This window comes from Brevirhabdus pacifica (genome assembly GCF_002797755.1).
Lineage (GTDB): Bacteria > Pseudomonadota > Alphaproteobacteria > Rhodobacterales > Rhodobacteraceae > Brevirhabdus > Brevirhabdus pacifica.
Genome location: NZ_PGFI01000014.1, coordinates 93,452 through 117,251 on the forward strand (window position 1 = coordinate 93,452; position 23,800 = coordinate 117,251).

Consider the following 23,800-nt stretch of genomic DNA (forward strand, 5'->3'; position numbering starts at 1 on the left):
CGTGATCACATAATTGCCCCGCGCATGGTCATGCCGGGGCGAACAAGGGAAATCAGGCTGTTGGAATGAGTCTCGGGCCGGGGGCGTAGGCCGCGACAGCGGCAGGGCGCCAGGACGAGACGGGACGTAAGGCCGGAAGACTTGGGCCGGACCGGCTCCGGAAAAGTCCGGGGGCCACGCGGGCCCCCGGAGCAATGTCATGGATCAGGCGAGGGTCTCGTCGATTTCTTTGCAGGCGCTGACCAGCCCCTGGACGGATTCGACGGACTTGTCGAACATCGCCTGCTCGTCCTTGTTGAGCTTGATGTCGACCACGCGCTCGACGCCGCCTGCACCGATCACGGTGGGCACGCCCACGTACATCCCCTTCAGGCCGAAGGCACCGTCGACCCAGGCAGCGCAGGGCAGAAGGCGCTTCTGGTCCTTCAGGTAGGCCTCAGCCATCTCGATGGCGCTGGTCGCGGGGGCGTAGAAGGCCGAGCCGGTCTTCAGCAGGCCGACGATCTCGGCACCGCCGTCGCGGGTGCGCTGGATGATCGCGTCCAGCTTTTCCTGCGTGGTCCAGCCCATCTTCACCAGGTCGGGAAGGGGGATGCCGCCAACGGTCGAATAGCGGGCAAGCGGCACCATCGTGTCGCCGTGGCCGCCCAGCACGAAGGCCGTCACGTCGCGCATGGAGACGTCGAACTCCAGGCTGAGGAAGTGGCGGAAGCGCGCGCTGTCCAGAACGCCGGCCATGCCGACGACCTTCTCGTGGGGCAGGCCCGAGAATTCGCGCAGCGCCCAGACCATCGCGTCCAGCGGGTTGGTGATGCAGATGACGAAGGCGTTGGGGGCGTGCTTGGCGATGCCCTCGCCGACCGACTTCATGACCTTGAGGTTGATGCCCAGCAGGTCGTCGCGGCTCATGCCCGGCTTGCGCGGGACGCCGGCGGTGACGATGCAGACATCGGCACCGGCGATGTCGGCGTAGTCATTGGTGCCGGTGAGGGCGGCGTCGAATTTCTCGGAGGGGCCGGACTCCGCGATGTCCAGGGCCTTGCCCTGCGGGGTGCCCTCGGCAATATCGAACAGGACGACATCGCCCAGTTCCTTGATGGCAGCGAGATGCGCAAGCGTGCCGCCGATCTGTCCCGAACCGATCAGTGCGATCTTTGGTCTGGCCATGAAAGTGTCTCCGATCCATTGACTTTTCGCGGCTTTGGTTAGCCAGTCTTGGGTAGCTCCGCAAGAGCGAGGCCCGCCGTCCGCCCGGACCGGCGCCGTTCATGCGGGCGCAACCCTCTGGAAACGTTCCCGATTCAACCGACCTTCACTTTTGCAGCGCCGCGTCTGCAACAAAAAAGGCCGGCCCCCTTGCGGGAGCCGGCCGATCCGTGTCGCGGGAAAGCTATCAGTTTTCGTACTTCGGCTGTGCTTCCAGCGATTCCTTGGTGGCGTCGATGTAGATGCGAACGTCGTCGCCGCCTTCGTTGCGCAGGATGGTCAGCTCGTCAAAGGTGACGGCAACCGGCTTTTCGCCAATGCCCAGGAAACCACCGACGTTGATGACAACGCGCTCGATCTTGCCGTCGTCGGTCAGGATCAGCTCGTCGATCTCGCCAACCGATTTGTCGTCGGCGCCGTAGACGTTCTCGCCTTCGAGGTCGTCAGCGGTCAGATCATCGGGAGTTGCTGCACTGTAGCCTTCACGCTCCACATCGGGGGCGGTCAGCATCGGGCGCTCGTCCTTCATTTCGGCTTCTGCCTTGTTCATCTCGGCGGATGCTTCGGCAGTTGCCTCCTTGGTTTCGGCTTCGGCTTCGGCTGCGATGTTCTTCGCATCCTTCTCGACCTCGGCGGCGGCCGCCTCGGCGTCCTTCTCCATCTCGGTCTCGGTTTCCATGTCGGGGTCAGCGTCCGACTTGGGCTCGGTCACGACCGGAGCAGCGGCGTTGTTGGCGGGCATCTTTGCTTCGCCTTCGGCCTTCTCTTCGGTCATCTTGTCGGAGCGGACATACTCGGGGGCTTCCTCGACCATGGCGCGGTTGGCGTTGACGACCAGGAACCAGTCATCGCTGTCGCCTTCTTCCTTGACGATCTTGATCTGGTCCATGGAAACGGCGACGTCACGCTCACCAATGCCCAGGAAACCGCCGACGCCCAGGATCACGGCCTGAACCTGACCATCACGGCTGAGGATCACGTCGTTGACCTCGCCCAGGTCTTCCCACTCTTTCTCGGCACCGTCGGCGACTTCGCCCTCGACCTCTGCTTCGGTGGCATAGATCCGTGCACCGATCAGCTCGGATGCGTAAATGTCGCTGGTTGCTTCGAAATTGTAATCCGTGAAAGCAACGGAATGCTGTGCGGCATAGGCCGAGGTCGACAGGACCAGGGCGGTCGCAGCAGATGCCATAAAGCGTTTCATTGGTAGTCTCCTTCGCTCTTCCTTCAGGCAGGCCCCTACAGCCCGCAGTATGATGGAGTAACGTCGGATGTGACGGCCATGTTCCTGAAATTGTATAATAATTTAATGGAACCAAAGCGGGTCGCGAGGCGTTCAACACGAATCCCCCGGCGCACGGGCGACCATTGTCGCAGGCCCGGGGATGCCCCCGACAAACCACGTCTGTCAGCGCCCCAAGCCGCCGGAATCAGGGGTCTTTCCTTGACGATTGCGACGCCGCTCGCGCGTCTGGGCGGCCCTGATCGTCAGGCGGGCACCCCGGACGGCGCAGGCTTTTCCTTGGGCATTTCGAAATAGCGCCCCGACGTCACGATGCAGGTCGTGCCGCTGACGAAGGTCGCGGTGATGGTCCAGGTGCCCGTGGCGGGAGAGGCAAAGACCTCGACGATGGTGCCGTCGCGGCTCAGGCCGATGCTTTGTCGCCGCTCTCCAAAGCTTGTCCTCAGTTTCTTCAGGACGACCTCGCGCGGGGCGCAGACCTTGCGCGCGCCGGTCTGGCCCCAACTTGTCGAGGCAAGGGTCAGGTAAAGAAGTGCGGCAAAGCCGAAGGACATGGTGAAAAGACTGCGTTGCATGGGGGACTCCTGCTGTGACTTGGCGCAGGGTGGGGTCCGGAGGCCCTAGATCGCGTGTCGCGTGCGGGCCCTTGGTAAACGATGCCTTAGGAGAAGCCGCGAATTCGCGGAAAAACACCCGAGGGTCTTGCAACTTCTTGCGCAAACGTGGTCCCTCCCATTCCATAAGTTGCGAAGAGGAAGAATCATGTCCCACCGGTCCCACCCCCACCGCTCGGTCCTCTACATCCCCGGTTCGAAGCCGCGCGCGCTGGAAAAGGCCCGTGGCCTGCCGGTGGACGCGATCATCTTCGACCTGGAGGACGCAGTCGCCCCCGATGAAAAGGCACAGGCACGGGAGACTTTGGCCGAGGCGCTTGTCGCGGGTGGGTACGGCTCGCGGGTTCGTCTGGTGCGGATAAACGGCTTCGACACCGAGTGGGGTGAGGCCGACCTGGCGCGTATGGCCGACGTGGGCGCCGACGGGATCCTGTTGCCCAAGGTGGGCCGGCCCGAGCATGTCGCCGACCTGCGCCAGCGGATGGCGGCGGCGGGCTATCCCGACACCCCGGTCTGGGCCATGATCGAAACCTGCGAAGGCGTGCTGAACGCCGCCGCCATCGCCGGGGCCGAGGGGATCGCGGGTTTTGTTCTGGGCACCAACGATCTGGCCAAGGAACTGGGCTGCCGCAACCGGGCCGACCGCTTGCCCCTGATGACCGCGTTGCAGCACAGCCTGCTGGCCGCGCGCTGTCACGGGCTGGTCGCCCTCGACGGGGTCTACAACGCCTTCCGGGATGAGGAGGGCCTGCGCGCCGAATGCGAACAGGGGCGCGACCTGGGCTTTGACGGCAAGACGCTGATTCATCCCGGCCAGGTTGCCATCACCAATCAGGTCTTCGCCCCCTCGGAGGCAGAGGTTGACCTGGCCCGCCGCCAGATCGCGGCGTTCGAGGCCGCTTGTGCCGAAGGGCAGGGGGTGGCCGTGGTCGACGGCTCGATCGTCGAGAACCTGCACGTGGAAACCGCGCGCAAGACCCTGGCCGCGGCCGACGCGATTGCCGCAATGGAAGGACAAGACCAATGACATGGCTGATCCTCGGACTGGTGCTATGGAGTGCCGGGCACTTCCTGAAACCCGCGCTGCCCGACCTGCGCGCCCGGATGGGCGGGGCCGGCAAGGGTGTTGCGGCGCTTCTGATCGTTGGGGGCCTGGTTCTGATGGTGCTGGGCTATCGCGCGGCGCCGGTCGATCAGGTCTATGACACCCCCGGCTGGGCGCGCCATCTCAACAATCTGCTGATGCTGGTGGCCGTCTATCTTTTCGCGGTCAGCGGGGCCAAGTCGCGGCTGCACCGCCATTTGCGCCACCCGATGCTGACGGGGGCGCTGGTCTGGTCGGTCGCGCATCTGATCGTGAACGGTGACGCGGCCTCGATCGTGCTTTTCGGGGGCATCGGGTTGTGGGCGCTGGCCGAGATGGTGGTCATCAACCGCCGCGCGCCGGACTGGACCCCGCCGCCGCCGCGCCCCGTCGCCGTCGAGATCCGCGCCTTGGTCATCACCCTGGTGGTTTACGGCGTCATCGCGGCGCTGCATGTGTGGATCGGGCCCAGCCCGTTCTCCTGACCCTTTTCCGACTTTTTCCGCCTGAGGAACAGCCATGAAGATCTATCGTTTCCTGTCCGAAGAGGACACGTCCGCCTTCTGCCACAAGGTCAGCGAGGCCCTGTCGAAAGGGTGGGAGCTTTACGGCTCGCCGACCCAGACCTTTGACGCCGCCGCCGGCATCATGCGTTGCGGACAGGCCGTGACCAAGGAGATCGAGGGCAGCTATCATCCCGACATGAAGCTGGGCCAGCAGTGATGGCCGCCCAGAAGACCGACGCCGGCCGGTTCTTCGAGGATTACCGCCTGGCCCAGGTGATCGAACACGCGGTGCCGCGCACCGTCTCGGGCGGGGAGCGGGCGCTTTACCATGCGCTCTACCCGGCGCGGCACGCGCTTTATTCCTCGGACGAGTTTGCCCGGGGATGCGGACTGCCAGCCTCGCCGTTGGATGACCTGGCGGGGTTTCACCTGGTCTTCGGCAAGTCGGTGCCCGACATCTCGATCAACGCGGTGGCGAACCTGGGCTATGCAGAGGGGCGGTTCCTGCGCCCGGTGACGCCCGGCGACACATTGCGCGCCACCTCCGAGGTGATCGGGCTGAAGCAGAATTCCAACGGGCGGACCGGCGTGGTCTGGGTGCGCACGCGGGGGCTGGACCAGAACGGCGACTGCGTGATGGAATTCGTGCGCTGGGTGATGGTGCGCAAGCGCGACGAGGATGCCCCGGCGCCCGAAACCGTCGTGCCCGACCTGGCGCACGCGGTGGCCGCCAGCGACCTTCCCCTGCCCGAGGGGCTGGATTTCAGCACCTATGATTTCACTGCCGCCGGCGAGCCGCACCGCTTTGACGACTACGAGGTCGGTGAAAAGATCGACCACGTGGATGGCGTGACCGTCGAGGAGGCCGAGCACATGCTCGCCACCCGCCTGTGGCAAAACACGGCGAAGGTGCATTTCGACGCCAGTTCGCGCCCCGACGGGCGGCGCCTGATCTATGGCGGGCACGTCATCTCGATGGCCCGCGCGCTCAGCTTCAACGGGCTGGCCAACGCCCAGATGATCGTGGCGCTGAACGGGGGCAGCCACGCCAACCCCTGTTTTGCGGGCACCACCATCCGCGCCTGGTCCGAGGTGCTGGACAAGGCCCCGACAGACCGGCCCGGGGTGGGCGCGCTGCGGCTGCGCCTTGTCGCGACATCCGGGGGGGAGGCGTTCGCCCTGCGCGATGAGGACGGCAAGTACCTTCCCCACGTTTTGCTGGACCTGGATTACTGGGCGCTGGTGCCTGTCTAGGGCAAGGCTGCCGGCACCCATGGCCCCGCGCCCGCCGCGCAACACCCTGCGGCGCGGGGCGTGAGCGGCCACAGTGCGGGGCGGTGGGATTTGTTATCACGCGCTCCAAATACGTGATCACACTGCTCAATTTCGTGATCACTAATGGATTTTTTTGATGCCCAAGCGGCAGATTCGGGCCGATTTCGCGCTTGCGGCACGTGACTTCGCCGCAGAACACTATATGGAATACGGGCCATATCGGACGGGCTCCGGGACGGACAGCAACGAAAGGGCCAAGACCATGCCAGACGTGAACCGGGGCAACCGGCCCCTTTCTCCGCACCTGACGATCTACCGGCCACAGCTTACCTCGATGACGTCGATTCTCACACGTCTGACCGGCAACGCGCTGCTGTTGGTCGCGCTCATGATCGTGTGGTGGTTCCTGGCCGCGTCCATCGGGCCCGAGTATTTCGCCTTTGCCGACTGGCTCATCACAAGCTGGTTCGGCGACCTGGTGATGACGCTGTCGCTCTGGGCGCTGTGGTATCACAGCCTCGCGGGTCTGCGGCACCTCTACTGGGACACGGGCCGCGGGCTGGAGCTCGAGACCGCCGAGACCCTGGGCTGGGCGGTGATCGCCGGCAGCTTCGTTCTGACCCTCGTCACCCTGTTCTTCGTCTGAGGAGGCCTGCATGCGCTATCTGACCGATCATAAACGCGCCCTGGGCCAGGGGTCGGCCCGCGACGGCACCCATCATTTCTGGTCCATGACCAAAAGCTCGGCCGCGCTGCTGGTGCTGGTGCCGCTGTTCGTCTTCACCTTCGGCCCCATGCTGGGGCGCGAACATGCCGAGGTGGTCGCCTATTTCTCGCGTCCGTTCCCGGCCATCGTCGCCGCGCTGACGATCGTCGTCGGCTTCATGCACTTTCTCGGTGGGGTCCAGGTCCTGCTGGAGGATTACACCCACGGGCTGACCCGCACGGTCCTGCTGATCGCGATGACGCTGCTGAGCTATGGCGCCGCCGCCACCGGCGTCTTCGCCATCGCCCGCCTGGCGCTATAAGGAGCCTGTTCAATGGCCGCATATGAATATGAGACCCATGTCTACGACGTGGTGGTGATCGGCGCCGGCGGTGCCGGCCTGCGCGCGACCCTCGGCATGGCCGAGCGCGGTCTGCGCACCGCCTGCGTGACCAAGGTCTTCCCCACCCGCTCGCACACCGTGGCGGCCCAGGGTGGCATCGCCGCAAGCCTTGGCAACATGGGCCCCGACAGCTGGCAGTGGCATATGTACGACACGGTCAAAGGCTCGGACTGGCTGGGCGACACCGACGCGATGGAATACCTGGCGCGCGAGGCGCCCAAGGCGGTCTACGAGCTTGAGCATTACGGCGTGCCCTTCTCGCGCACCGAGGAAGGCAAAATCTACCAGCGACCCTTCGGCGGTCACACCACCGAATTCGGCGAAGGCCCCCCGGTGCAGCGTACCTGCGCCGCCGCCGACCGCACCGGCCACGCCATCCTGCACACGCTGTACGGTCAGAGCCTGAAGCAGAAGGCCGAGTTCTTCGTCGAGTATTTCGCCATCGACCTGCTGATGTCCGACGACGGCAAATGCGAAGGGGTCGTCTGCTGGAAGCTGGATGACGGCACGATCCACGTCTTCGCCGCCAAGATGGTCGTGCTGGCCACCGGCGGCTATGGCCGCGCCTATTTCAGCGCCACCTCGGCCCATACTGTCACCGGCGACGGCGGCGGCATGGTCGCCCGCGCCGGCCTGCCGCTTCAGGACATGGAATTCGTGCAGTTCCACCCCACCGGCATCTTCGGTGCCGGCTGTCTGATCACCGAGGGCGCCCGCGGCGAAGGCGGCTACTTGACCAATTCCGAGGGCGAGCGGTTCATGGAACGCTATGCCCCCACCTACAAGGATCTGGCCAGCCGCGACGTGGTTTCGCGCTGCATGACGATCGAGATCCGCGAGGGGCGGGGCGTCGGCGCCGATGGCGACCACATCCACCTGCACCTCAACCACTTGCCGCCCGAGACACTGGCCGAGCGTCTGCCCGGCATCTCGGAATCGGCGCGTATCTTCGCGGGCGTCGATCTGACCAAGGAACCGATCCCGGTGATCCCCACCGTCCATTACAACATGGGCGGCATTCCCACGAACTACTGGGGCGAGGTGCTGAACCCCACGCCCGAGGCCCCCGATGCCGTCACCCCCGGCCTGATGGCCGTGGGCGAGGCCGGCTGCGCCTCGGTCCACGGCGCCAATCGCCTGGGCTCGAACAGTCTGATCGACCTGGTGGTCTTCGGTCGGGCCGCCGCCATCCGCGCGGCCGAGGTGGTTGACCCCGCCAGCCCCACGCCGGTCCCGTCCCCCCGCGCGATCGAGGGGGCGCTGTCGCGCTTCGACGGGCTCCGCCACGCCAGCGGCGCCACCCCCACCGCCGCCCTGCGCCTCGAGATGCAGCGCGCGATGCAGGCGGACGCCGCCGTCTTCCGCACCGACAAGACCCTGGCCGAAGGCGTCGATAAGATGACCGACATCGCCGGCAAGATGAATGACCTTCAGGTCACCGACCGCTCGCTGATCTGGAACACCGACCTGATGGAGACGCTGGAACTGGCCAACCTGATGCCCAACGCCCTGGCTACCATCGTCAGCGCCGAGGCCCGCAAGGAAAGCCGCGGCGCCCACGCCCATGAGGATTATCCAGACCGCGACGACGTCAACTGGCGCAAGCACACGCTGGCGACCGTCGACGGCTCAAAAGTCACGCTGGATTATCGTCCCGTCCACCTCGATCCCCTGACGACCGAGGACGAGGGCGGCATCCAGCTCAAGAAGATTGCACCGAAGGCGAGGGTTTACTGATGCGTGGTTACTTCCTGCCGCTCGCGGCCGCACTTGTCCTGTCGGCCTGCGCCACCAACCCGGTCGAGGAGGCCACCCGCAACGCCGCCCGCCGCGTGATCAAGCCCATCGTGGAAGAGCGTTTCCCCGGGGCCCCCGCCCAGGCGCTGACCGACTGCATCATCGACAACGCCGCCACCCACGAGCTGATCGAGATTGCCAAGGCCGCCACCATTGGCCCGGGCACCGACACCTACGCCGTGGTTCTGGGCCTGGCCCGGCGGCCCGAGGTTCTGCAATGCGCGGCGGTTTCCGTTCTGCCCACGATGATCCGATAGGAGGCGAGAGATGGTTCAGCTGACGCTCCCCAAGAATTCGCGCATCAAGACCGGGCGCACCTGGCCCAAGCCCGCCGGCGCCACCAACCTGCGCAAGTTCCGCATCTACCGCTGGAGCCCCGAGGACGGCGAGAACCCTCGTGTCGACACCTATTTCGTCGACATGGACAGCTGTGGCCCGATGATCCTGGACGCGCTGATCAAGATCAAGAACGAGATCGACCCCACCCTGGCCTTCCGCCGGTCCTGCCGCGAGGGGATCTGCGGCTCCTGCGCCATGAACATCGACGGGGTGAACACGCTGGCCTGTACCCGGGGCCTCGATGAGGTCGCCTCGGAGGTCCGCGTCTACCCGCTGCCGCACATGCCGGTGGTGCGCGACCTCATCCCCGATCTGACCCATTTCTACGCCCAGCACGCCAGCATCAAGCCGTGGCTCGAGACCAAGACCAACGAGCCGCAGAAGGAATGGCGCCAGTCGATCGAGGACCGCAAGAAGCTCGACGGTCTCTACGAGTGCATCATGTGCGCCAGCTGCTCGACGGCCTGCCCCTCCTACTGGTGGAACGGCGACCGCTATCTCGGCCCCGCCGCCCTGCTGCACGCCCAGCGGTGGATCGTCGACAGCCGCGACGAGGCGACGGGCGAGCGGCTGGACGATCTGGAAGATCCGTTCAAGCTTTACCGCTGCCACACGATCATGAACTGCACCAAGACCTGCCCCAAGGGCCTGAACCCCGCCAAGGCAATCGCCGAGATCAAGAAGGCCCTGGTCGAGAGGATCGTCTGATCCCCGGATCGGCACCCGCCCGTCCCCAGGCCCGCCGGGCCGCGTGGGAAGGGCACACGGGGCCCGGTGCATGATCATCGTCCTGGGGGTGCTTGTGGCCTTCGTGCTGGTGCTGCTGCTGGCCAACCGCCGGACACGCGCCTGCCGCTGGCGGCGCCGGGCGCTGGTCAATGGCCGTGCCGAGTGGCGCTGCGTCGCTTGCGGCGCCGAGGCGCAGACCGACAGTCCCGCACCGCCCCGCGACTGCCTGGCCCCCGGGCAGACCCGGGGCTGACCCGCGCCCCGGCGTCAGGAAAAGGCCGTCTCCAGCGCGATCTCGACCATGTCTCCGAAGCTGCGCTCGCGCTCCTCGCTGGGCAGGGCTTCGCCGGTCACCAGGTGATCGCTGATGGTCAGGATCGCCAGGGCCCGCGCCCCGTAACGTGCGGCCACGGTGTAAAGCTCGGCCGCCTCCATCTCCACCGCCAGGGTGCCGTGGCGGGTCAGGGCGGCGACCAGGTCGTCGCGCTCCTCGTAGAAGATGTCCGAGGAATGGATGCCGCCCACGTGGAAGGGCACGCCCCGGGCTTCGGCGATGCGCGCGGCTTCACGCAAGAGCGACCAGTCGGCGGCGGGGGCGAAGTTCACCTCGCGGAAGATCCCGCGCGAGGGGTTGGTGATGCTCGAGGCGGTCATCGCCAGCACCAGGTCGCGGATCGCCACCCCTTCCTGCATCCCCCCGGCCGAACCGATGCGGATCAGCGTGCGCGCGCCGTAGTCGCGGATCAGCTCGTTGGCGTAGATCGACAGCGACGGCATCCCCATGCCCGAGCCGTGGATCGTGACCCGGTTGCCGCGCCACTGGCCGGTATATCCCAGCATCCCCCGGACCTCGTTGACCAGGCGCGGGGCCTCCAGGAAGGTTTCCGCCGCCCAGCGGGCCCGGTAGGGATCGCCCGGCATCAGAACGGTTTCGGCGATGTCGCCCGGCTGGGCTCCGATATGGACGGTCATGGGCTGGCCCCTCGTGAAGACTGGATCGAGGTCCGGGCATACAGAATGCCGCCGCCCCTGTCATCCCGGCCGCGGGGTCAGGGCGCGGATCGCGGCTTCATTGTCGTGAAAATATCCGATCCCGCCGCCAGCCGTCCTACTCCGCAGCCACCGCCTCGGGATCGGCCAGGCTCACGATGTCGGCCATGATGGTGTTGAGCTGGAAATCCTTGGGCGTGTAGACCCGCGCCACCCCCATGGCCCGCAGCCGATCGGCGTCCTCCTCGGGGATGATGCCGCCCACGACCACCGGTACGTGGCCCAGGCCCGCCGCGCCCATCCGCTCCATCAGCTCGGCGATCAGCGGCAGGTGCGATCCCGACAGGATCGACAGGCCGACGACATGGGCCTTGCCCTCGCCCGCAGCGGCGACGATCTCGGCCGGGGTCAGGCGGATGCCGTCATAGCTGATCTCCATCCCGCAGTCGCGGGCGCGAGCGGCGATCTGTTCGGCGCCGTTGGAATGGCCGTCGAGCCCGGGCTTGCCGACGAGAAAGCTCAGCCGCCGGCCCAACCGGTCCGAGACCTGATCGACGCGGGCGCGCAGCTCTTCCAGCCCTTCCGTGCGGTTCGACGGGTTGCGCGACACGCCGGTGGGGGCGCGATACTGACCGAAGGCTTGACGCACCATGTCGCCCCATTCGCCCGTGGTGGCCCCGGCGCGGGCCGCGGCGATCGAGGCGGGCATGATGTTGACCCCGCTGGCCGCATCGCGGCGCAGCTGGTCAAGTGCTGCGGCAACGGCCGCCTCGTCACGCTCGGCCCGCCATGCGGTCAGCCGGGCGATCTGGTCGGCCTCGGCCTTGGCGTCCGACACCATGATCGCGTCATCGCCTGCGGTCAGGGGCGAAGGCTCGGCCTCGGACCAGCGGTTGACGCCGACGACGGTTGTCTCTCCGGCCTCAATGCGGCCGATGCGGGCGGCGTTCGATTCGACCAGCCGGGATTTCATATGTTCGATTGCCTCGACCACGCCGCCCATCGCGTCCAGTTGGGCCAGTTCGGCACGAGCGCCGTCCTTCAGTGCCGCGACCTTGCGTTCGACCGCCGGGTTGCCCTCGAAGAGGTCCTCGTATTCCAGAAGGTCGGTCTCATAGGCCAGGATCTGCTGCATCCGCAGGGACCATTGCTGGTCCCAGGGGCGCGGCAGGCCAAGGGCCTCGTTCCAGGCGGGAAGCTGCACGGCGCGGGCGCGGGCGTTCTTCGACAGGGTGACGGCCAGCATCTCCAGCAGGATGCGGTAGACGTTGTTCTCGGGCTGCTGTTCGGTCAGGCCCAGGGAGTTGACCTGCACCCCGTAGCGGAAGCGGCGGAACTTGGGATCCTCGACGCCATAGCGTTCGCGACAGATCTCGTCCCACAATTCGACGAAGGCGCGCATCTTGCACATCTCGGTGACAAAGCGGATGCCGGCGTTCACGAAGAAGCTGATGCGCCCGACCATCGCCGGGAAGTCCTGTGGCGCCACCTTGCCTTGCAGATCGTCCAGAACCGCGATGGCCGTGGCCAGCGCGAAGGCCAGCTCTTCCTCGGGCGTCGCGCCGGCCTCTTGCAGGTGGTACGAACACACGTTCATCGGGTTCCACTTGGGCAGATGCTCGCGGGTGTAGGCGGCCACGTCGGTGATCATCCGCAGGCTGGGACGGGGCGGGCAGATATAGGTGCCGCGGCTGAGGTATTCCTTGATGATGTCGTTCTGCACCGTGCCCTGAAGGGCCGCGATATCGGCGCCCTGTTCTTCGGCGGCGGCGATGTAAAGCGCCAGCAGCCACGGTGCCGTCGCGTTGATCGTCATCGAGGTGTTCATCTGGTCTAGCGGGATGTCCCGGAACAGCGCACGCATGTCCCCCAGATGGTTGATCGGCACGCCGACCTTGCCGACCTCGCCCCGCGCCAACTCGTGGTCGCTGTCGTATCCGGTCTGGGTCGGCAGGTCGAAGGCCACCGACAGGCCGGTCTGCCCGCGCGACAGGTTCGCCCGGTAAAGGGCGTTCGACGCGGCGGCGGTCGAGTGGCCGGCATAGGTGCGGAACAGCCAGGGGCGGTCTTTCGTCGGCTGGGTCATCGGATCACCTTTAACAAAGCTGCGCTTGGTGAGATATACGGGTAACAATGTTGCGTGTCCATATGCTGCACTGCAAAAAGACCCGGGCCGGCAAGGGGGCGCCTGCGGTTCCCGGGACACGGGGCGGGGCAAAGGCGGCGGCCCGCGCGCCCCGCGCTTTCCCGCCCTGCCGATCCCTGCCAATGTCGCCCCATGTTCGAGACGGTGGACGTTCCCATCTGGCTGGTCTGGCTGACCGCGATCTTCGCGGCGGTAGCGGCGTTGGACCGGGTCCTCGTGCCCTCGGTGCGCTGGTATTTCCGGCGCCGGATGGAGCGGGTGGTGGCGCGCCTGAACCGCCGTCTGAAGGTCCCGATCCAGCCCTTCAAGCTGGCCCGCCGCCACGACATGATCCAGCGGCTGATGTATGACCCCAAGGTCGCCGAGGCCGTCAGCGCCCGCGCCCACGAGGAGGGGATCCCCGAAAACGTCGTCTTCGAGGAGGCGCGCAAATACGCCCGCGAGATCGTGCCCTCCTTCAGCGCCAGCGCCTATTTCGGATTTGCCACGAGGGCGGCGCGCTGGCTGTCGACGGCGCTTTACCGGGTGCGGCTGGGATACGTCGACGAAGCCGCGCTGGAGGCGGTGCGGTCGGACGCCACGGTGATCTTCGTGATGAACCACCGCTCCAACATGGACTACGTGCTGGTGACCTATCTCGCGGCCGAACGCTCGGCCCTCAGCTACGCTGTCGGGGAATGGGCCCGGGTCTGGCCCCTGTCGCGGCTGATCTCGTCGATGGGGGCGTATTTCATCCGCCGCCGCTCGCGCTCCACCCTCTATCGCAGGGTGCTTGCGCGATACGTGCAACTGGCCACGGAAAACGGGGTGACCCAGGCGGTCTTCCCCGAAGGTGGACTCAGCCTTGATGGCCGAGTTGGGCCGCCGAAACTGGGTCTGATCAGCTATATCCTGGCCGATTTTCAGCCGGGCCTCAGCCGCGAGGTTGTCTTCGTGCCCATCGCCATCAACTACGACCGGGTGCTCGAGGACCGGGTGCTGCTGTCCGCCGCCGAGCGCGGTGAGCGCAAGTTCCGCTTCCATCCCTTCGCCCTGCTGAAATACCTGGCGCGGCAGTTGCGCCGGCGCCGCCGCGGAGATCTCTATCGCTTTGGCTATGCCTCGGTCAGCTTCGGCGTGCCGCTGGCGCTGAGCGATTTCATGCAATCCGCCGCCGCGCCCCTGAACGAGGCTCTGGGCCGGACGCTGATGCAGCGGGTGCGCGACGTGGTGCCGGTGCTGCCGGTGCCGGTGGTGGCCTCGGTCCTGCTGGAGACCGGCGATCTTCCCCGCGAGGAGCTTGACCGCCTGGTCGAGGCGCGCTGCGTCGCGCTGGCGGCCCGGGGCGTCCATGTCCACGTGCCGCGCGACGATCACGGCTATACCGCCGAGGTGGGCGTGCGTGCCCTGGTCCTGCGGAGGGCGTTGATCGTGGATGGAAAGATGCTGCGGATCCGGCAGGAAGAAATGGCACTTTTGCGGTTTTACGCGGCCTCCATTGAGCACCACATCGCGCCTGTGGTCGAATTCGGTGAGACATAAAATTACAAGCTAACGCTATTTTGGGTTGCTATGTTGCGCGTGCCGTCCTATCTCTCAGGCTAGGATGCAGTCGCGGCATTTGCTCTGCGCTGCGGCATATGCTAGGTTTCTCGCGACGCAAGGAGGCGCTCGATGGCTCTGGACACCAACCCCCCGATCGCGGCGTATGACGCCCCCGAGAAGGATCTCTACGGCCTGGGCGAGATGCCGCCCCTGGGCCATGTACCCGCGAAGATGCACGCCTGGGCCATCCGCCGCGAGCGTCACGGCGAGCCCGACGAGTCGTTCCAGCTGGAAACCGTCGAGACGCCCGCCATCGACAGCAACGAGGTGCTGGTTCTCGTGATGGCCGCCGGCGTCAATTACAACGGCGTCTGGGCCGGGCTGGGCGTTCCGATCAGCCCCTTCGACGTGCACAAGGCCCCCTATCACATCGCGGGGTCCGACGCCTCGGGCATCGTCTGGGCGGTGGGCGACAAGGTCACCCGCTGGAAGGTCGGCGACGAGGTGGTGATCCACTGCAATCAGGACAATGGCGACGACGAAGAGTGCAACGGCGGCGATCCGATGTTCTCGGACAGTCAGCGGATCTGGGGCTACGAGACGCCGGACGGCAGCTTTGCCCAGTTCACCCGCGTTCAGGCCCAGCAGCTGATGCCGCGCCCCCGCCATCTGACGTGGGAGGAATCGGCCTGCTACACCCTGACCCTCGCCACCGCCTACCGGATGCTCTTCGGTCATCACCCGCATGAGCTGAAGCCGGGCCAGAACGTCCTGGTCTGGGGTGCCTCGGGCGGGCTGGGGTCCTTCGCGATCCAGCTGATCAACACTGCCGGGGCCAACGCCATCGGCGTCATCAGCGAAGAGGACAAGCGCGAGTTCGTGATGTCCCTTGGCGCCAAGGGTGTCATCAACCGCAAGGATTTCGACTGCTGGGGACAGCTGCCCAAGGTCAACACCGACGAGTACAAGGCCTGGTTCGCTGAGGTCCGCAAGTTCGGCAAGGCGATCTGGGAGATCACCGGCAAGGGCAACAACGTCGACATGGTGTTCGAGCATCCGGGCGAGGCGACGTTCCCCGTATCGACCTTCGTGTGCAAGAAGGGCGGCATGGTCGTGATCTGCGCTGGGACCACCGGCTATAACCTGACGCTGGACGCACGCTACCTGTGGATGCACCAGAAGCGGGTTCAGGGCAGCCACTTTGCCCACCTCAAACAGGCCGCGGCCGCCAACAAGCTGATGGTGGAGCGGCGTCTCGATCCCTGCATGTCCGAGGTTTTCCCGTGGGAGGACATCCCCGCCGCCCACATCAAGATGCTGCGCAACGAGCATAAGCCCGGCAACATGGCGGTGCTGGTCCAGGCCCCGCGCACCGGTCTGCGCACCTTCGAGGATACGCTGGAGGCCAGCCGCCAGGCGCGGTGATCGCCGGCGCGGGCTGCTGTAGCCGCAAGCGCGAACGCCAAGAGATCGGAAAAGGGCGGTGCCGCAGGGCGCCGCCCTTTTCCATGGGTGCGGTCGTCAACCTTGCGTTGAGTGGGGGGCGAATCGCACGCCAGATGGCGGTTTCCGGGCGAGCACCCGCTGAGGTCTGTGATTTCAATGGCTTGGCGTATGAGCATCCCCCCGGAAATGAGGGGGCGGATACAGCGGACGTGTCGGGCTGTTACGGGTTTGATAGTCTAGATTAACGGCCCATTAACCAATTTTCCGGAGTGTGAACCATGCGACAGGACTGGGTATTTGATGTCTTGGCGGATCTGCGCAGTTTTGCGGCTCGGAACGGGATGGTCAAATTGGCGGACCAGCTCGAGGACACCATGATCGTGGCCGCCGCCGACATCGCAGCCACCGCCGGACCGGTGGAATGGGCACGCGATGACGCGACGAATGGAAACCTTCATCGAGCACGTGCTGGCGGCAACCACGCTTGATGATCTGGACGGCCTCATCACCACGCTCAGGGATGTCTACGAGGTCGATCACCTCGTCTATCACTCGGTCAGTGGCGCCGGCGAGCAATATGCCATCCTGACCTATGAAGACGCCTGGGTGGACCACTACCTCAGCCAGCATTACGAACGGTTGGATCCGGTGGTGCGGGGGTGCTTTTCGTGCTTCACCGCGTTGAACTGGAAGGACCTCGACTGGAGCGGACGCACCGTGCAGAATTTCCTGCACGAGGCCCGCGACGCCGGTGTCGGCAACCAGGGTCTTTCGGTGCCCGTTCGCGGCCCCAACGGGCAGTTCGCCCTGTTTTCCGTCAATTGCAGCGCCACTGACGACCAGTGGGAGAAATTCTCGCGCCGCAGCCAGCAGGACATGCTGCTGATTGCCCACTACATCAACAACCGCGCCCAGCAGATCGCGGTCACCCGGCCCGAGCCGCGCCGTCCAGGTGCCGGTCCCGCCCCGGGCGAGAGGCCGCAGTCGGGTGCCTGGCTGACCGGGGCGGACGCGGCCCCCGCCGCCGTCACCCTTTCCCCGCGCGAGGCCGATGTCCTGACCCTGCTGGCCCTTGGCTGGAGCCGCGCCCAGGCGGCCGAGCGGCTGAAGATCTCGGAACACACGCTTCGGGCCTATCTGGAAAGCGCCCGGATGAAGCTGGGCGGCAGCAACGTGACCCACGCGGTCGCCAACGCCCTGACGCGGGGGCTGATCGTGGTGTGAGGCGGCGCCTCCGTGGTCCCGCCGGCCCCGTTGCCAGAAATTTATCCCGGCGCGCGTTAACCACGCCTTCGCCCCGAAAGGTGCAGAGCCCCCGGACATTGATCCGGGGGGAAGTACCGATGCTGCGTTTCATAACCGCCGACCGGCTGGTCGATCATCCAAGGCTGGCTGACAGCATGTTCCGCGACCGCGCGGCCCAGTTCCGGGACCGGCTGGGCTGGGAGGTCACGGTCGACGCCCGGGGGCACGAGCGGGACGCCTATGACGAGTGCGGCCCCATCTATGCCATCTGGCAGCGACCCGACGGGCGTCACGGCGGCTCGATGCGGTTTCTGCCAACGACGGGACCGGTCATGGTCAACGATCACTTCGGCCATCTGACAGATCAGCCGCTTTCGGCGCCCGACCTGTGGGAATGCACCCGGTTCTGCCTGGCGCCGGGGGCGGGACTGGCAATCTCGGCGGCGTTGATGCAGGGGGCGGTCACCACGGGGCTGGGCGTGGGCGCGCGCCGACTGGTGGGCGTGTTCGACGCGCGGATGGTGCGGATATATCGCCGCCTCGCCTGGCAGCCCCGGGTCTTGGCCAGTTGCGGCAGCGGGCGGCAGGCGATCAGCCTGGGCCTTTGGCAGGTGATGCCCCACGTGCCCCACGCCTTGGCGCGCCCCTCGGGCGTGGCGCCGGACCTGGCGCGCCACTGGTGGCGACGGGGCGGGTTGGGCGGGGCTGGCGGCGATGGCCGCGCACGGCCTGCCTTGGCGCCGGGGATTGTGCCCGCGATGGCACCCGACCCAGCCCCGCGCGCGGCCTGAACGGCCCCGGTTTTTCGCGCGCCGCGGCATTGCCCGTCTGGTGCCCGCCGGGAGGGCGCGATACTGTCGGCGGATGTCCGTTCCCGCCCTCAAATTCTCGGAAGACCAGGCCCAGGCCTATGACCGCGTGGCCGACCTGCTGCGCGGCGTCGGCATCGACCTGGACGGCGGGTTGATGCGCCCACCGGGGGGCGGCGGGTCGGGCGTGGTGGCGGTGATCGGCAAGGCCGGGTCGGGCAAGACCCTGCTGTTGGCCGAGCTGGCCCGCGCCCTGGCTGAGCTGGGCGTCGAGACGGTTTCAGGCGATTACGAAAGCCGCCGCCGGGCCGAAAAGCGCAGCCTGGCGATTCTGGCGCCCACCAACAAGGCCGCCAGCGTACTGCGCAACCGCGGCGTGTCGGCGACCACCATTCACCGCATCCTCTACACCCCCGTCTATGACCCGGAATACGAGCGGATCGCCGAGTGGCTGGTCAACGACGGTGATCGCCCCGACATCGCGGACCTGCCGGAGCAGGCGCTGGACCGGGCGCACGCCTTTTACCAACTGCACCGTTCGATCCCCGGGGCGCTTGCCGCTGCCGGGCTGCGGGGGTCGGATTTCATCACCGGCTGGAAGCGCCGCGACGATCCGCTGGATATCGGCTTTGTCGACGAATCCTCGATGCTGGACGAAAAGCAGCTCGACGATCTGCGTGAGATCTTTCCGACGCTGGTGCTTTTCGGTGACCCGGCGCAGCTTGCCCCGGTGGGCCAGTCGGGAAAGATGGTCTTCGACGAGCTGCCCGAACCCCAGCGCCTTGTCCTGAGCCGCATCCACCGTCAGGCCGAGGACAACCCGATCCTGGATCTGGCTCATGCGCTGGGCGACCCCGCGCTGGATTTCTACAGTTTCGAGCGCATGATCGAGGAGGCCGCCAGCCGCGATGACCGGGTCGTCCTGGGCCAGCGGGTGATCGCGGATCTGATGGCCCGCTCGCCGGTGCTGGTGTGGCGCAACGCGACCCGCATCCGCCTGATCCAGGCCTTCCGCGCGGCCTACGGCGCCCCCGCCGACGCGCTGCTGCCCGGCGAGCCGCTGATCTGCGACGGTCTGGAACTGCCGCTCAAGCACCGCAAGAAGCGCATCGACCTCGAGGCGCGCGGCCTCATCAAGGGGGCGCAGGTGGTCTACCTGGGGCCCGGCCGCAAGCCGGGGTTCAGCAAGCTGCATGTGATCGGCGCCGAGGATCCCCAGGTCAGCGCCGCCTCGATCGTCAAGATCGAACATCCCGACGAGGAAGAACCGTTCATCCCCTATGCCGCTCGCATGGGCGCGGCCTTCCTGCACGGGGCCGCCGTCACCATCCACAAGGCTCAGGGCAGCCAGTGGGAGAATGTCCAGGTCTTTGCCCCCGACCTCTACGCCGCCTCCCGCGCGGGGCGGATCGAGGCCGGTCAGCCCCTTTGGAAACGCCTAGCCTATGTCGCGATCACCCGCGCCTCGACCCGGCTCTACTGGGTGACGCGCAACCGGCTGGCCCGGCCGACCGGGCCGCTTGTCACCGATGATCTGAAAGCCGCACCGCCGCCCCTGGCGCTGGAGGGGCTGGAAGATGCCGGAGAGGCGGTCTAGCCTGCGCCCGACGCCATGAGGCGGTAGGCAAGGGCCTGCGAACGGGGACGCGACCACGCACGCGGACCCGGGCGCGCCGGCCCGGTGACAGGGGACGATCCGATGCGCTTTTCATTCCTACGAGCGGGGCCCGCGCGGGCCGTGATCCTGGGGCAATTGCAACTGAACGGGGGACGATAGCATGGCGGGAACGATCATCGTCACCGGCGCCTCCTCGGGGATCGGGCGCGCCACCGCCGAGGCATTTCTGAACGCAGGCTGGACTGTCGGCCTCGTCGCCCGGCGCGAGTCGCTTTTGCAGGAGGTGGCCGGGGGCCGCGACGGGGCCGTCGTGCTGGCCGCCGATGTCACCGACCCCGACGCGGTCGATGCCGCCTTCGCCAGTTTCACCGACAAGGTCGGTCGGTTGGACGTGCTCTTCAACAACGCCGGTATCTTTACCCCCGCGGCCCCCATCGACGAAGTGCCGGTCGCGGCTTGGCAACAGGCGCTGGGTGTCAATCTGACGGGCATGTTCCTCTGCGCGCGAAAGGCCTTCGCCCTGATGCGCCGGCAGGACCCCCAGGGCGGGCGGATCATCAACAACGGCTCGATCTCCGCCCAGTCGCCGCGCGAGGGGGCGGTCTGTTACACGACCACCAAGCACGCGATCACCGGGCTGACCAAGTCGATCAGCCTGGATGGGCGCCCCTTCGACATCGCCTGCGGACAGATCGACATCGGCAACGCCAGGACCGAGCTTCTGGAAGGGATCGCCGCGCGCGCCGTGGCCGACGGGCACGAGCCGCCCCCGACCATGGATGTCAGCCACGCGGCGGACGCGGTTCTGCACATGGCGGGGCTGCCGCTGTCGGCCAATGTGCAGTTCATGACCGTGATGGCGACCAAGATGCCCTTTATCGGGCGCGGCTAGGACCTGTTGAGAAGGCGCTTCCCTGCCCCCGTGGCAGGGGCGTGCCGCCCTTCAGAAGTCGTCCTAGAACCGCATGTAGCGGAACACGGCTGAGGCGCCCCATCCCGCCGCGATGGCGATGAAGAGCGACAGCAGCCCGTAGATCAGCGGCTGTTCATGGGCCAGGTTGAAGATCCAGCGCTCCACCCCGACCTTGCTGACGAAGATCGTGGTGTCGGATTCTTCGACCACCCGGCCGCCGCGCAGCAGGTAGATGCGGGTCGTGTAATTGCCCTCGACCAGGTTGGCCGGAAGGGCGATCTCTGTCCGAAACAGCGCATCGTCCAGCAGCGTGGTGCTGTTCTCGAGCAGGGCGTAGAGGTCCTGTTTCTCGCGAATGCGGATCAGCGCCTCGGTGAAGGCGGGGGAGTCGGTGATCGTCGCCGGTGCCCCGACCGACCGGATCGCCCGTTCGATCGAGATGCGGTGGCGCAGGTCCGACACCTCGGACAGGATCTCTGGCAGGGGCGCGGTGGTCGACACGGCGTAGAAGCTGGGGGCGGCGTCGATCTCGACCGCGTCGGTGTTGACCCAGATGCCCGCCACCCGCTCCTTGCGGCGGACGGTGGTGGGCATGCTGGGGCCCGAGACGGTGATGATGACGTGAAGCGGCCCGTCGGGGGCGGGCCGTTCACGCTTGACGGCGCCGAAGATCAGGATCTCGGATCCATCGAAACTGGCGGTGATCGAAACCCGGTTCTGAGAAAGCGATGCCACGATCGTTTCGGGCGCGCTCTCCTCCTTCTCGGGTTTGCTTTCGGCGGCGGTGGGGGGCGCCTCGGCGCCAGGCGTGTCCGGGGTGTCCGCGGTAGTCGGCGCGGCAGCCTCGGCGGCGGCCGGCGCGGACTGCGTCGCCTCGGGGGCGTCCCGTGCCTCCTGCGCGGCCAGGGCCACAGGCATCAGCGCGGTGGCCAGGATCACGGCCGCGGAACGGAGGAGTCGCCGCATCATTGCCCCACCGGCCCGATCGAGTAGAGCTCGCTCGGCTCAAGCAGCAGCTCGAGAGCCAGCTTGCCACAGACGACCAGCACCAGCAGCGCCAGAAGAATGCGCAACTGCTCGGCCTTCATCTTGATGCCGATGCGGGTGCCGACCTGGGCGCCGATCACCCCACCCACTAGCAGCAGCGCGGCCAGCGCCATGTCGACGGTGTAGTTGGTGACCGCGTGCATGAGGGTCGTGAAGGCGGTGACGAAGATGATCTGAAAGAGCGACGTGCCCACGACGACCTTGGTCGGCATGCCCAGCACGTAGATCATCGCGGGCACCATGATGAAGCCGCCGCCGACGCCCATGACCGCCGCCAGGACCCCCACCATCATGCCCACGATCGCCGGCGGAATGGCCGAGATGTAGAGGCCCGAGGTTCGGAATTTCATCTTGAGGGGCAGGGCGTGGACCCAGGTCCGCTGCCGCCGGGGTGCGGATCTGCCCGGGGTTCTGGAGCGGCGCAGCGCGCGCAGGCTTTCTATGAACATCAGCGCGCCGATGATCCCCAGGAAGACGACGTAGCAAAGCTTGACCAGCAGATCGACCTGGCCCATCTCGCGCAGCATCGCAAAGACCTGGACCCCCAGCGCGGCCCCGACCAGACCCCCGGCCAGCAACACCGTGCCCATCCTCAGATCGACTGTCTTGCGCTTGAGATGCGCCAGCAGCCCCGAGAAGGAGGAGGCGACGATCTGGTTGGTGCCGGTCGCGACCGCCACCGCCGGCGGAATGCCGATGAAGAAAAGCAGGGGGGTGATCAGAAATCCGCCGCCGACGCCGAACATGCCAGACAATATGCCCACGATCCCGCCCAGTCCCAGAAGGACGAAAGCGTTTACCGATACTTCGGCAATCGGAAGGTATATCTGCATTGAACACGTTTTCAGACAAAGGATGCTTCTGCCATACACCCGGGCCCCGGCAGGAAACAATAGGCAGGGCCGACAAAAGGGGATCGGACGCCTCGTGGGGCGGCTTTTCACCGATCGCGACGGGGCCAGGTTAAGCCCCGGTTACGCCCGGTGTCATCTTTCCTTCACGTAGGGCTCGCCCCCCGCGCGGGGCGGGATCGCGCGCCCGACGAAGCCGGCAAGGATCACCACCGTCAGGACGTAGGGCAGGGCGTCCATCAGCTGCACCGGGATAAGGATGCCGACCACGTCGATGTTCTGGTAGCGCAGCGCCGCCGCCTGCAGCAGGCCGAACAGCAGGCAGGCCCACAGCGCGTGCCACGGGCGCCACTTGGCGAAGATCAGCGCCGCCAGTGCAATGAAGCCGCGCCCGGCGGTCATGTCCTTGACGAACCCGGCCTGGAGCGCGGTGGCCAGATAGGCGCCAGCGATGCCGCAGAGGACGCCGCAGATCGCCACCGCCGCGTAGCGCAGGCGCACGACCGAGATACCGGCCGTGTCCACCGCCGCCGGGTTCTCGCCCACCGCCCGCAGCCGCAGGCCGAAGCGGGTGCGGAACAGCACGAACCAGCTTAGCGGCACGGCCAGGAAGGCCAGGTAGACCAGAATCGTGTGGCCCGACAGCAGCTCGGAATAGAGGGGCCCCAGAAGGGGCACGTCGCGCAGCTCGGTGGCGAAGGGCAGGTCGATCGCCTCGAACCGGCCGCCGGCGATCAGCGAAGGGGTGCGCCCGCCCTGCTTGAACCAGTCCTGGGCCACAAGCACCGTCATCCCGGCGGCGAGGAAGTTGATCGCCACGCCCGAGATCAGCTGGTTGCCCCGGAAGGTGATCGAGGCGAGCCCGTGGATGCCCGACAGCACCAGCGATGCCGCGATCCCCGCCAGCAGCCCCAGCCAGACAGAGCCGGTCATCGCCGCGACCGCCGCCGAGAAGAAGGCCGCGGCCAGCATCTTGCCTTCGAGCCCGATGTCGAAAATGCCCGCCCGCTCGGAAAAAAGACCCGCGAGGCAAGCCAGCAGCAGCGGCGTCGCCAGCCGGATGGTCGAGGCCAGAAGCTCCACCAGCGGCTCGATACCGTTGTCGAGGATGGTCAGGATGTCTGCGGGACCCATGGCAATCTCTCCTCAGACCGGCGGATGGCGGCGGCCATCGGGGGTGGCGGGGTCGGACGCGGCCGGGCTGTCGGCGGCGGTGGGCCCTGCCGCCGGCTCGTCGGCCGGGGCGCCGGGGATGGGGGTGGTGCGGGTGTGGGGCTTGGGCGCCGTGCTTTCGGCACCGCCCGAACCC

Annotated in this window: 25 protein-coding genes; 17 read left to right on the plus strand and 8 right to left on the minus strand. The window is 66.8% G+C overall.

The window, feature by feature from the left end:
• Window positions 1-204: 204 nt before the first annotated feature.
• From mdh to CLV77_RS14270, 3 genes are all read right to left on the minus strand, one after another.
• Window positions 205-1,167, minus strand: a complete 963-nt coding sequence (gene mdh / locus CLV77_RS14260; RefSeq protein WP_076980226.1) for a malate dehydrogenase — start codon at window positions 1,165-1,167, stop codon at window positions 205-207.
• Window positions 1,168-1,393: 226 nt separating this feature from the next.
• Window positions 1,394-2,410, minus strand: coding sequence for a PRC-barrel domain-containing protein (locus CLV77_RS14265; protein ID WP_076980227.1), 1,017 nt, complete (start codon window positions 2,408-2,410; stop codon window positions 1,394-1,396).
• A gap of 284 nt (window positions 2,411-2,694) precedes the next feature.
• Window positions 2,695-3,024, minus strand: a complete 330-nt coding sequence (locus tag CLV77_RS14270; protein WP_076980228.1) for a hypothetical protein — start codon at window positions 3,022-3,024, stop codon at window positions 2,695-2,697.
• 187 nt (window positions 3,025-3,211) lie between these two features.
• Here CLV77_RS14270 and CLV77_RS14275 point away from each other — a divergent pair, with 187 nt between their 5' ends.
• From CLV77_RS14275 to CLV77_RS14320, 10 genes are all read left to right on the plus strand, one after another.
• Complete coding sequence (locus CLV77_RS14275; protein ID WP_076980229.1) at window positions 3,212-4,090, plus strand: HpcH/HpaI aldolase/citrate lyase family protein; 879 nt, start codon at window positions 3,212-3,214, stop codon at window positions 4,088-4,090.
• The gene (locus CLV77_RS14280) at window positions 4,087-4,632 is read left to right on the plus strand and encodes an NnrU family protein (protein WP_076980230.1); all 546 of its coding nucleotides are present in this window, start codon (window positions 4,087-4,089) and stop codon (window positions 4,630-4,632) included. Before CLV77_RS14275 ends, CLV77_RS14280 begins: the two co-directional genes overlap by 4 nt.
• A gap of 34 nt (window positions 4,633-4,666) precedes the next feature.
• On the plus strand, window positions 4,667-4,870 hold the full coding sequence (locus CLV77_RS14285) for a DUF1737 domain-containing protein (RefSeq protein WP_076980231.1): 204 nt from the start codon (window positions 4,667-4,669) through the stop codon (window positions 4,868-4,870).
• The gene (locus CLV77_RS14290; protein WP_076980232.1) at window positions 4,870-5,907 is read left to right on the plus strand and encodes a MaoC family dehydratase; all 1,038 of its coding nucleotides are present in this window, start codon (window positions 4,870-4,872) and stop codon (window positions 5,905-5,907) included. Before CLV77_RS14285 ends, CLV77_RS14290 begins: the two co-directional genes overlap by 1 nt.
• 283 nt (window positions 5,908-6,190) lie before the next feature.
• Window positions 6,191-6,574: a succinate dehydrogenase, cytochrome b556 subunit gene (gene sdhC / locus CLV77_RS14295; RefSeq protein WP_076981130.1), complete on the plus strand. Its 384-nt coding sequence runs from the start codon at window positions 6,191-6,193 to the stop codon at window positions 6,572-6,574.
• Between the two features lie 10 nt (window positions 6,575-6,584).
• Window positions 6,585-6,956 carry a succinate dehydrogenase, hydrophobic membrane anchor protein gene (gene sdhD / locus CLV77_RS14300; RefSeq protein WP_076980233.1) on the plus strand — a complete coding sequence of 124 codons (372 nt, stop codon included), beginning with the start codon at window positions 6,585-6,587 and terminating at the stop codon, window positions 6,954-6,956.
• A gap of 12 nt (window positions 6,957-6,968) precedes the next feature.
• Window positions 6,969-8,774 (plus strand): succinate dehydrogenase flavoprotein subunit, encoded by a 1,806-nt coding sequence (sdhA, locus tag CLV77_RS14305; protein ID WP_076980234.1) that lies wholly within the window; start codon window positions 6,969-6,971, stop codon window positions 8,772-8,774.
• Complete coding sequence (locus tag CLV77_RS14310; RefSeq protein WP_076980235.1) at window positions 8,774-9,091, plus strand: putative periplasmic lipoprotein; 318 nt, start codon at window positions 8,774-8,776, stop codon at window positions 9,089-9,091. The genes sdhA and CLV77_RS14310 overlap by 1 nt, the downstream gene beginning before the upstream one ends.
• A 10-nt stretch (window positions 9,092-9,101) precedes the next feature.
• On the plus strand, window positions 9,102-9,881 hold the full coding sequence (locus tag CLV77_RS14315; protein WP_076980236.1) for a succinate dehydrogenase iron-sulfur subunit: 780 nt from the start codon (window positions 9,102-9,104) through the stop codon (window positions 9,879-9,881).
• Between the two features lie 70 nt (window positions 9,882-9,951).
• The gene (locus CLV77_RS14320; protein ID WP_076980237.1) at window positions 9,952-10,155 is read left to right on the plus strand and encodes a hypothetical protein; all 204 of its coding nucleotides are present in this window, start codon (window positions 9,952-9,954) and stop codon (window positions 10,153-10,155) included.
• A gap of 14 nt (window positions 10,156-10,169) precedes the next feature.
• Here CLV77_RS14320 and deoD read toward each other — a convergent pair whose 3' ends face one another.
• Window positions 10,170-10,874 (minus strand): purine-nucleoside phosphorylase, encoded by a 705-nt coding sequence (deoD, locus tag CLV77_RS14325; RefSeq protein WP_076980238.1) that lies wholly within the window; start codon window positions 10,872-10,874, stop codon window positions 10,170-10,172.
• 136 nt (window positions 10,875-11,010) lie between these two features.
• The gene (locus tag CLV77_RS14330) at window positions 11,011-13,098 is read right to left on the minus strand and encodes a protein meaA (RefSeq protein WP_269843290.1); all 2,088 of its coding nucleotides are present in this window, start codon (window positions 13,096-13,098) and stop codon (window positions 11,011-11,013) included.
• A gap of 72 nt (window positions 13,099-13,170) precedes the next feature.
• Between CLV77_RS14330 and CLV77_RS14335 the strand changes: the two genes are divergently transcribed.
• From CLV77_RS14335 to CLV77_RS14360, 7 genes are all read left to right on the plus strand, one after another.
• Window positions 13,171-14,559 carry a 1-acyl-sn-glycerol-3-phosphate acyltransferase gene (locus CLV77_RS14335; protein WP_076980240.1) on the plus strand — a complete coding sequence of 463 codons (1,389 nt, stop codon included), beginning with the start codon at window positions 13,171-13,173 and terminating at the stop codon, window positions 14,557-14,559.
• Window positions 14,560-14,691: 132 nt separating this feature from the next.
• Window positions 14,692-15,987: a crotonyl-CoA carboxylase/reductase gene (ccrA, locus tag CLV77_RS14340; RefSeq protein ID WP_076980241.1), complete on the plus strand. Its 1,296-nt coding sequence runs from the start codon at window positions 14,692-14,694 to the stop codon at window positions 15,985-15,987.
• Window positions 15,988-16,286: 299 nt separating this feature from the next.
• Window positions 16,287-16,496: a hypothetical protein gene (locus CLV77_RS16435; RefSeq protein ID WP_157802071.1), complete on the plus strand. Its 210-nt coding sequence runs from the start codon at window positions 16,287-16,289 to the stop codon at window positions 16,494-16,496.
• Window positions 16,453-17,232: a helix-turn-helix transcriptional regulator gene (locus CLV77_RS14345; protein WP_233128113.1), complete on the plus strand. Its 780-nt coding sequence runs from the start codon at window positions 16,453-16,455 to the stop codon at window positions 17,230-17,232. The genes CLV77_RS16435 and CLV77_RS14345 overlap by 44 nt, the downstream gene beginning before the upstream one ends.
• A 119-nt stretch (window positions 17,233-17,351) precedes the next feature.
• Window positions 17,352-18,044: an acyl-homoserine-lactone synthase gene (locus tag CLV77_RS14350; RefSeq protein ID WP_076980243.1), complete on the plus strand. Its 693-nt coding sequence runs from the start codon at window positions 17,352-17,354 to the stop codon at window positions 18,042-18,044.
• A gap of 73 nt (window positions 18,045-18,117) precedes the next feature.
• Window positions 18,118-19,659 carry an AAA family ATPase gene (locus CLV77_RS14355; RefSeq protein WP_076980244.1) on the plus strand — a complete coding sequence of 514 codons (1,542 nt, stop codon included), beginning with the start codon at window positions 18,118-18,120 and terminating at the stop codon, window positions 19,657-19,659.
• Window positions 19,660-19,840: 181 nt separating this feature from the next.
• Complete coding sequence (locus CLV77_RS14360) at window positions 19,841-20,572, plus strand: SDR family oxidoreductase (RefSeq protein WP_076980245.1); 732 nt, start codon at window positions 19,841-19,843, stop codon at window positions 20,570-20,572.
• Between the two features lie 63 nt (window positions 20,573-20,635).
• On the opposite strand, the gene CLV77_RS14365 is transcribed toward CLV77_RS14360, so the two are convergent.
• The 3 genes from CLV77_RS14365 to CLV77_RS14375 form a co-directional block, all read right to left on the minus strand.
• Window positions 20,636-21,532, minus strand: a complete 897-nt coding sequence (locus tag CLV77_RS14365; protein ID WP_244901602.1) for a TIGR02186 family protein — start codon at window positions 21,530-21,532, stop codon at window positions 20,636-20,638.
• A gap of 26 nt (window positions 21,533-21,558) precedes the next feature.
• Window positions 21,559-22,473 carry a sulfite exporter TauE/SafE family protein gene (locus tag CLV77_RS14370; protein WP_076980246.1) on the minus strand — a complete coding sequence of 305 codons (915 nt, stop codon included), beginning with the start codon at window positions 22,471-22,473 and terminating at the stop codon, window positions 21,559-21,561.
• Between the two features lie 153 nt (window positions 22,474-22,626).
• Entirely contained in the window at window positions 22,627-23,625 is a 999-nt protein-coding gene (locus CLV77_RS14375; RefSeq protein WP_076980247.1) for an ABC transporter permease, read from the minus strand.
• Between the last annotated feature and the right edge of the window lie 175 nt (window positions 23,626-23,800).

Bases quoted from the DNA above. Each gene is read 5' to 3' on its own strand.
- mdh (WP_076980226.1), bottom strand. From the start codon at position 1,167: ATGGCCAGACCAAAGATCGCACTGATCGGTTCGGGACAGATCGGCGGC.
- CLV77_RS14265 (WP_076980227.1), bottom strand. From the start codon at position 2,410: ATGAAACGCTTTATGGCATCTGCTGCGACCGCCCTGGTCCTGTCGACC.
- CLV77_RS14270 (WP_076980228.1), bottom strand. From the start codon at position 3,024: ATGCAACGCAGTCTTTTCACCATGTCCTTCGGCTTTGCCGCACTTCTT.
- CLV77_RS14275 (WP_076980229.1), top strand. From the start codon at position 3,212: ATGTCCCACCGGTCCCACCCCCACCGCTCGGTCCTCTACATCCCCGGT.
- CLV77_RS14280 (WP_076980230.1), top strand. From the start codon at position 4,087: ATGACATGGCTGATCCTCGGACTGGTGCTATGGAGTGCCGGGCACTTC.
- CLV77_RS14285 (WP_076980231.1), top strand. From the start codon at position 4,667: ATGAAGATCTATCGTTTCCTGTCCGAAGAGGACACGTCCGCCTTCTGC.
- CLV77_RS14290 (WP_076980232.1), top strand. From the start codon at position 4,870: ATGGCCGCCCAGAAGACCGACGCCGGCCGGTTCTTCGAGGATTACCGC.
- sdhC (WP_076981130.1), top strand. From the start codon at position 6,191: ATGCCAGACGTGAACCGGGGCAACCGGCCCCTTTCTCCGCACCTGACG.
- sdhD (WP_076980233.1), top strand. From the start codon at position 6,585: ATGCGCTATCTGACCGATCATAAACGCGCCCTGGGCCAGGGGTCGGCC.
- sdhA (WP_076980234.1), top strand. From the start codon at position 6,969: ATGGCCGCATATGAATATGAGACCCATGTCTACGACGTGGTGGTGATC.
- CLV77_RS14310 (WP_076980235.1), top strand. From the start codon at position 8,774: ATGCGTGGTTACTTCCTGCCGCTCGCGGCCGCACTTGTCCTGTCGGCC.
- CLV77_RS14315 (WP_076980236.1), top strand. From the start codon at position 9,102: ATGGTTCAGCTGACGCTCCCCAAGAATTCGCGCATCAAGACCGGGCGC.
- CLV77_RS14320 (WP_076980237.1), top strand. From the start codon at position 9,952: ATGATCATCGTCCTGGGGGTGCTTGTGGCCTTCGTGCTGGTGCTGCTG.
- deoD (WP_076980238.1), bottom strand. From the start codon at position 10,874: ATGACCGTCCATATCGGAGCCCAGCCGGGCGACATCGCCGAAACCGTT.
- CLV77_RS14335 (WP_076980240.1), top strand. From the start codon at position 13,171: ATGTTCGAGACGGTGGACGTTCCCATCTGGCTGGTCTGGCTGACCGCG.
- ccrA (WP_076980241.1), top strand. From the start codon at position 14,692: ATGGCTCTGGACACCAACCCCCCGATCGCGGCGTATGACGCCCCCGAG.
- CLV77_RS16435 (WP_157802071.1), top strand. From the start codon at position 16,287: ATGCGACAGGACTGGGTATTTGATGTCTTGGCGGATCTGCGCAGTTTT.
- CLV77_RS14345 (WP_233128113.1), top strand. From the start codon at position 16,453: ATGGAAACCTTCATCGAGCACGTGCTGGCGGCAACCACGCTTGATGAT.
- CLV77_RS14350 (WP_076980243.1), top strand. From the start codon at position 17,352: ATGCTGCGTTTCATAACCGCCGACCGGCTGGTCGATCATCCAAGGCTG.
- CLV77_RS14355 (WP_076980244.1), top strand. From the start codon at position 18,118: ATGTCCGTTCCCGCCCTCAAATTCTCGGAAGACCAGGCCCAGGCCTAT.
- CLV77_RS14360 (WP_076980245.1), top strand. From the start codon at position 19,841: ATGGCGGGAACGATCATCGTCACCGGCGCCTCCTCGGGGATCGGGCGC.
- CLV77_RS14370 (WP_076980246.1), bottom strand. From the start codon at position 22,473: ATGCAGATATACCTTCCGATTGCCGAAGTATCGGTAAACGCTTTCGTC.
- CLV77_RS14375 (WP_076980247.1), bottom strand. From the start codon at position 23,625: ATGGGTCCCGCAGACATCCTGACCATCCTCGACAACGGTATCGAGCCG.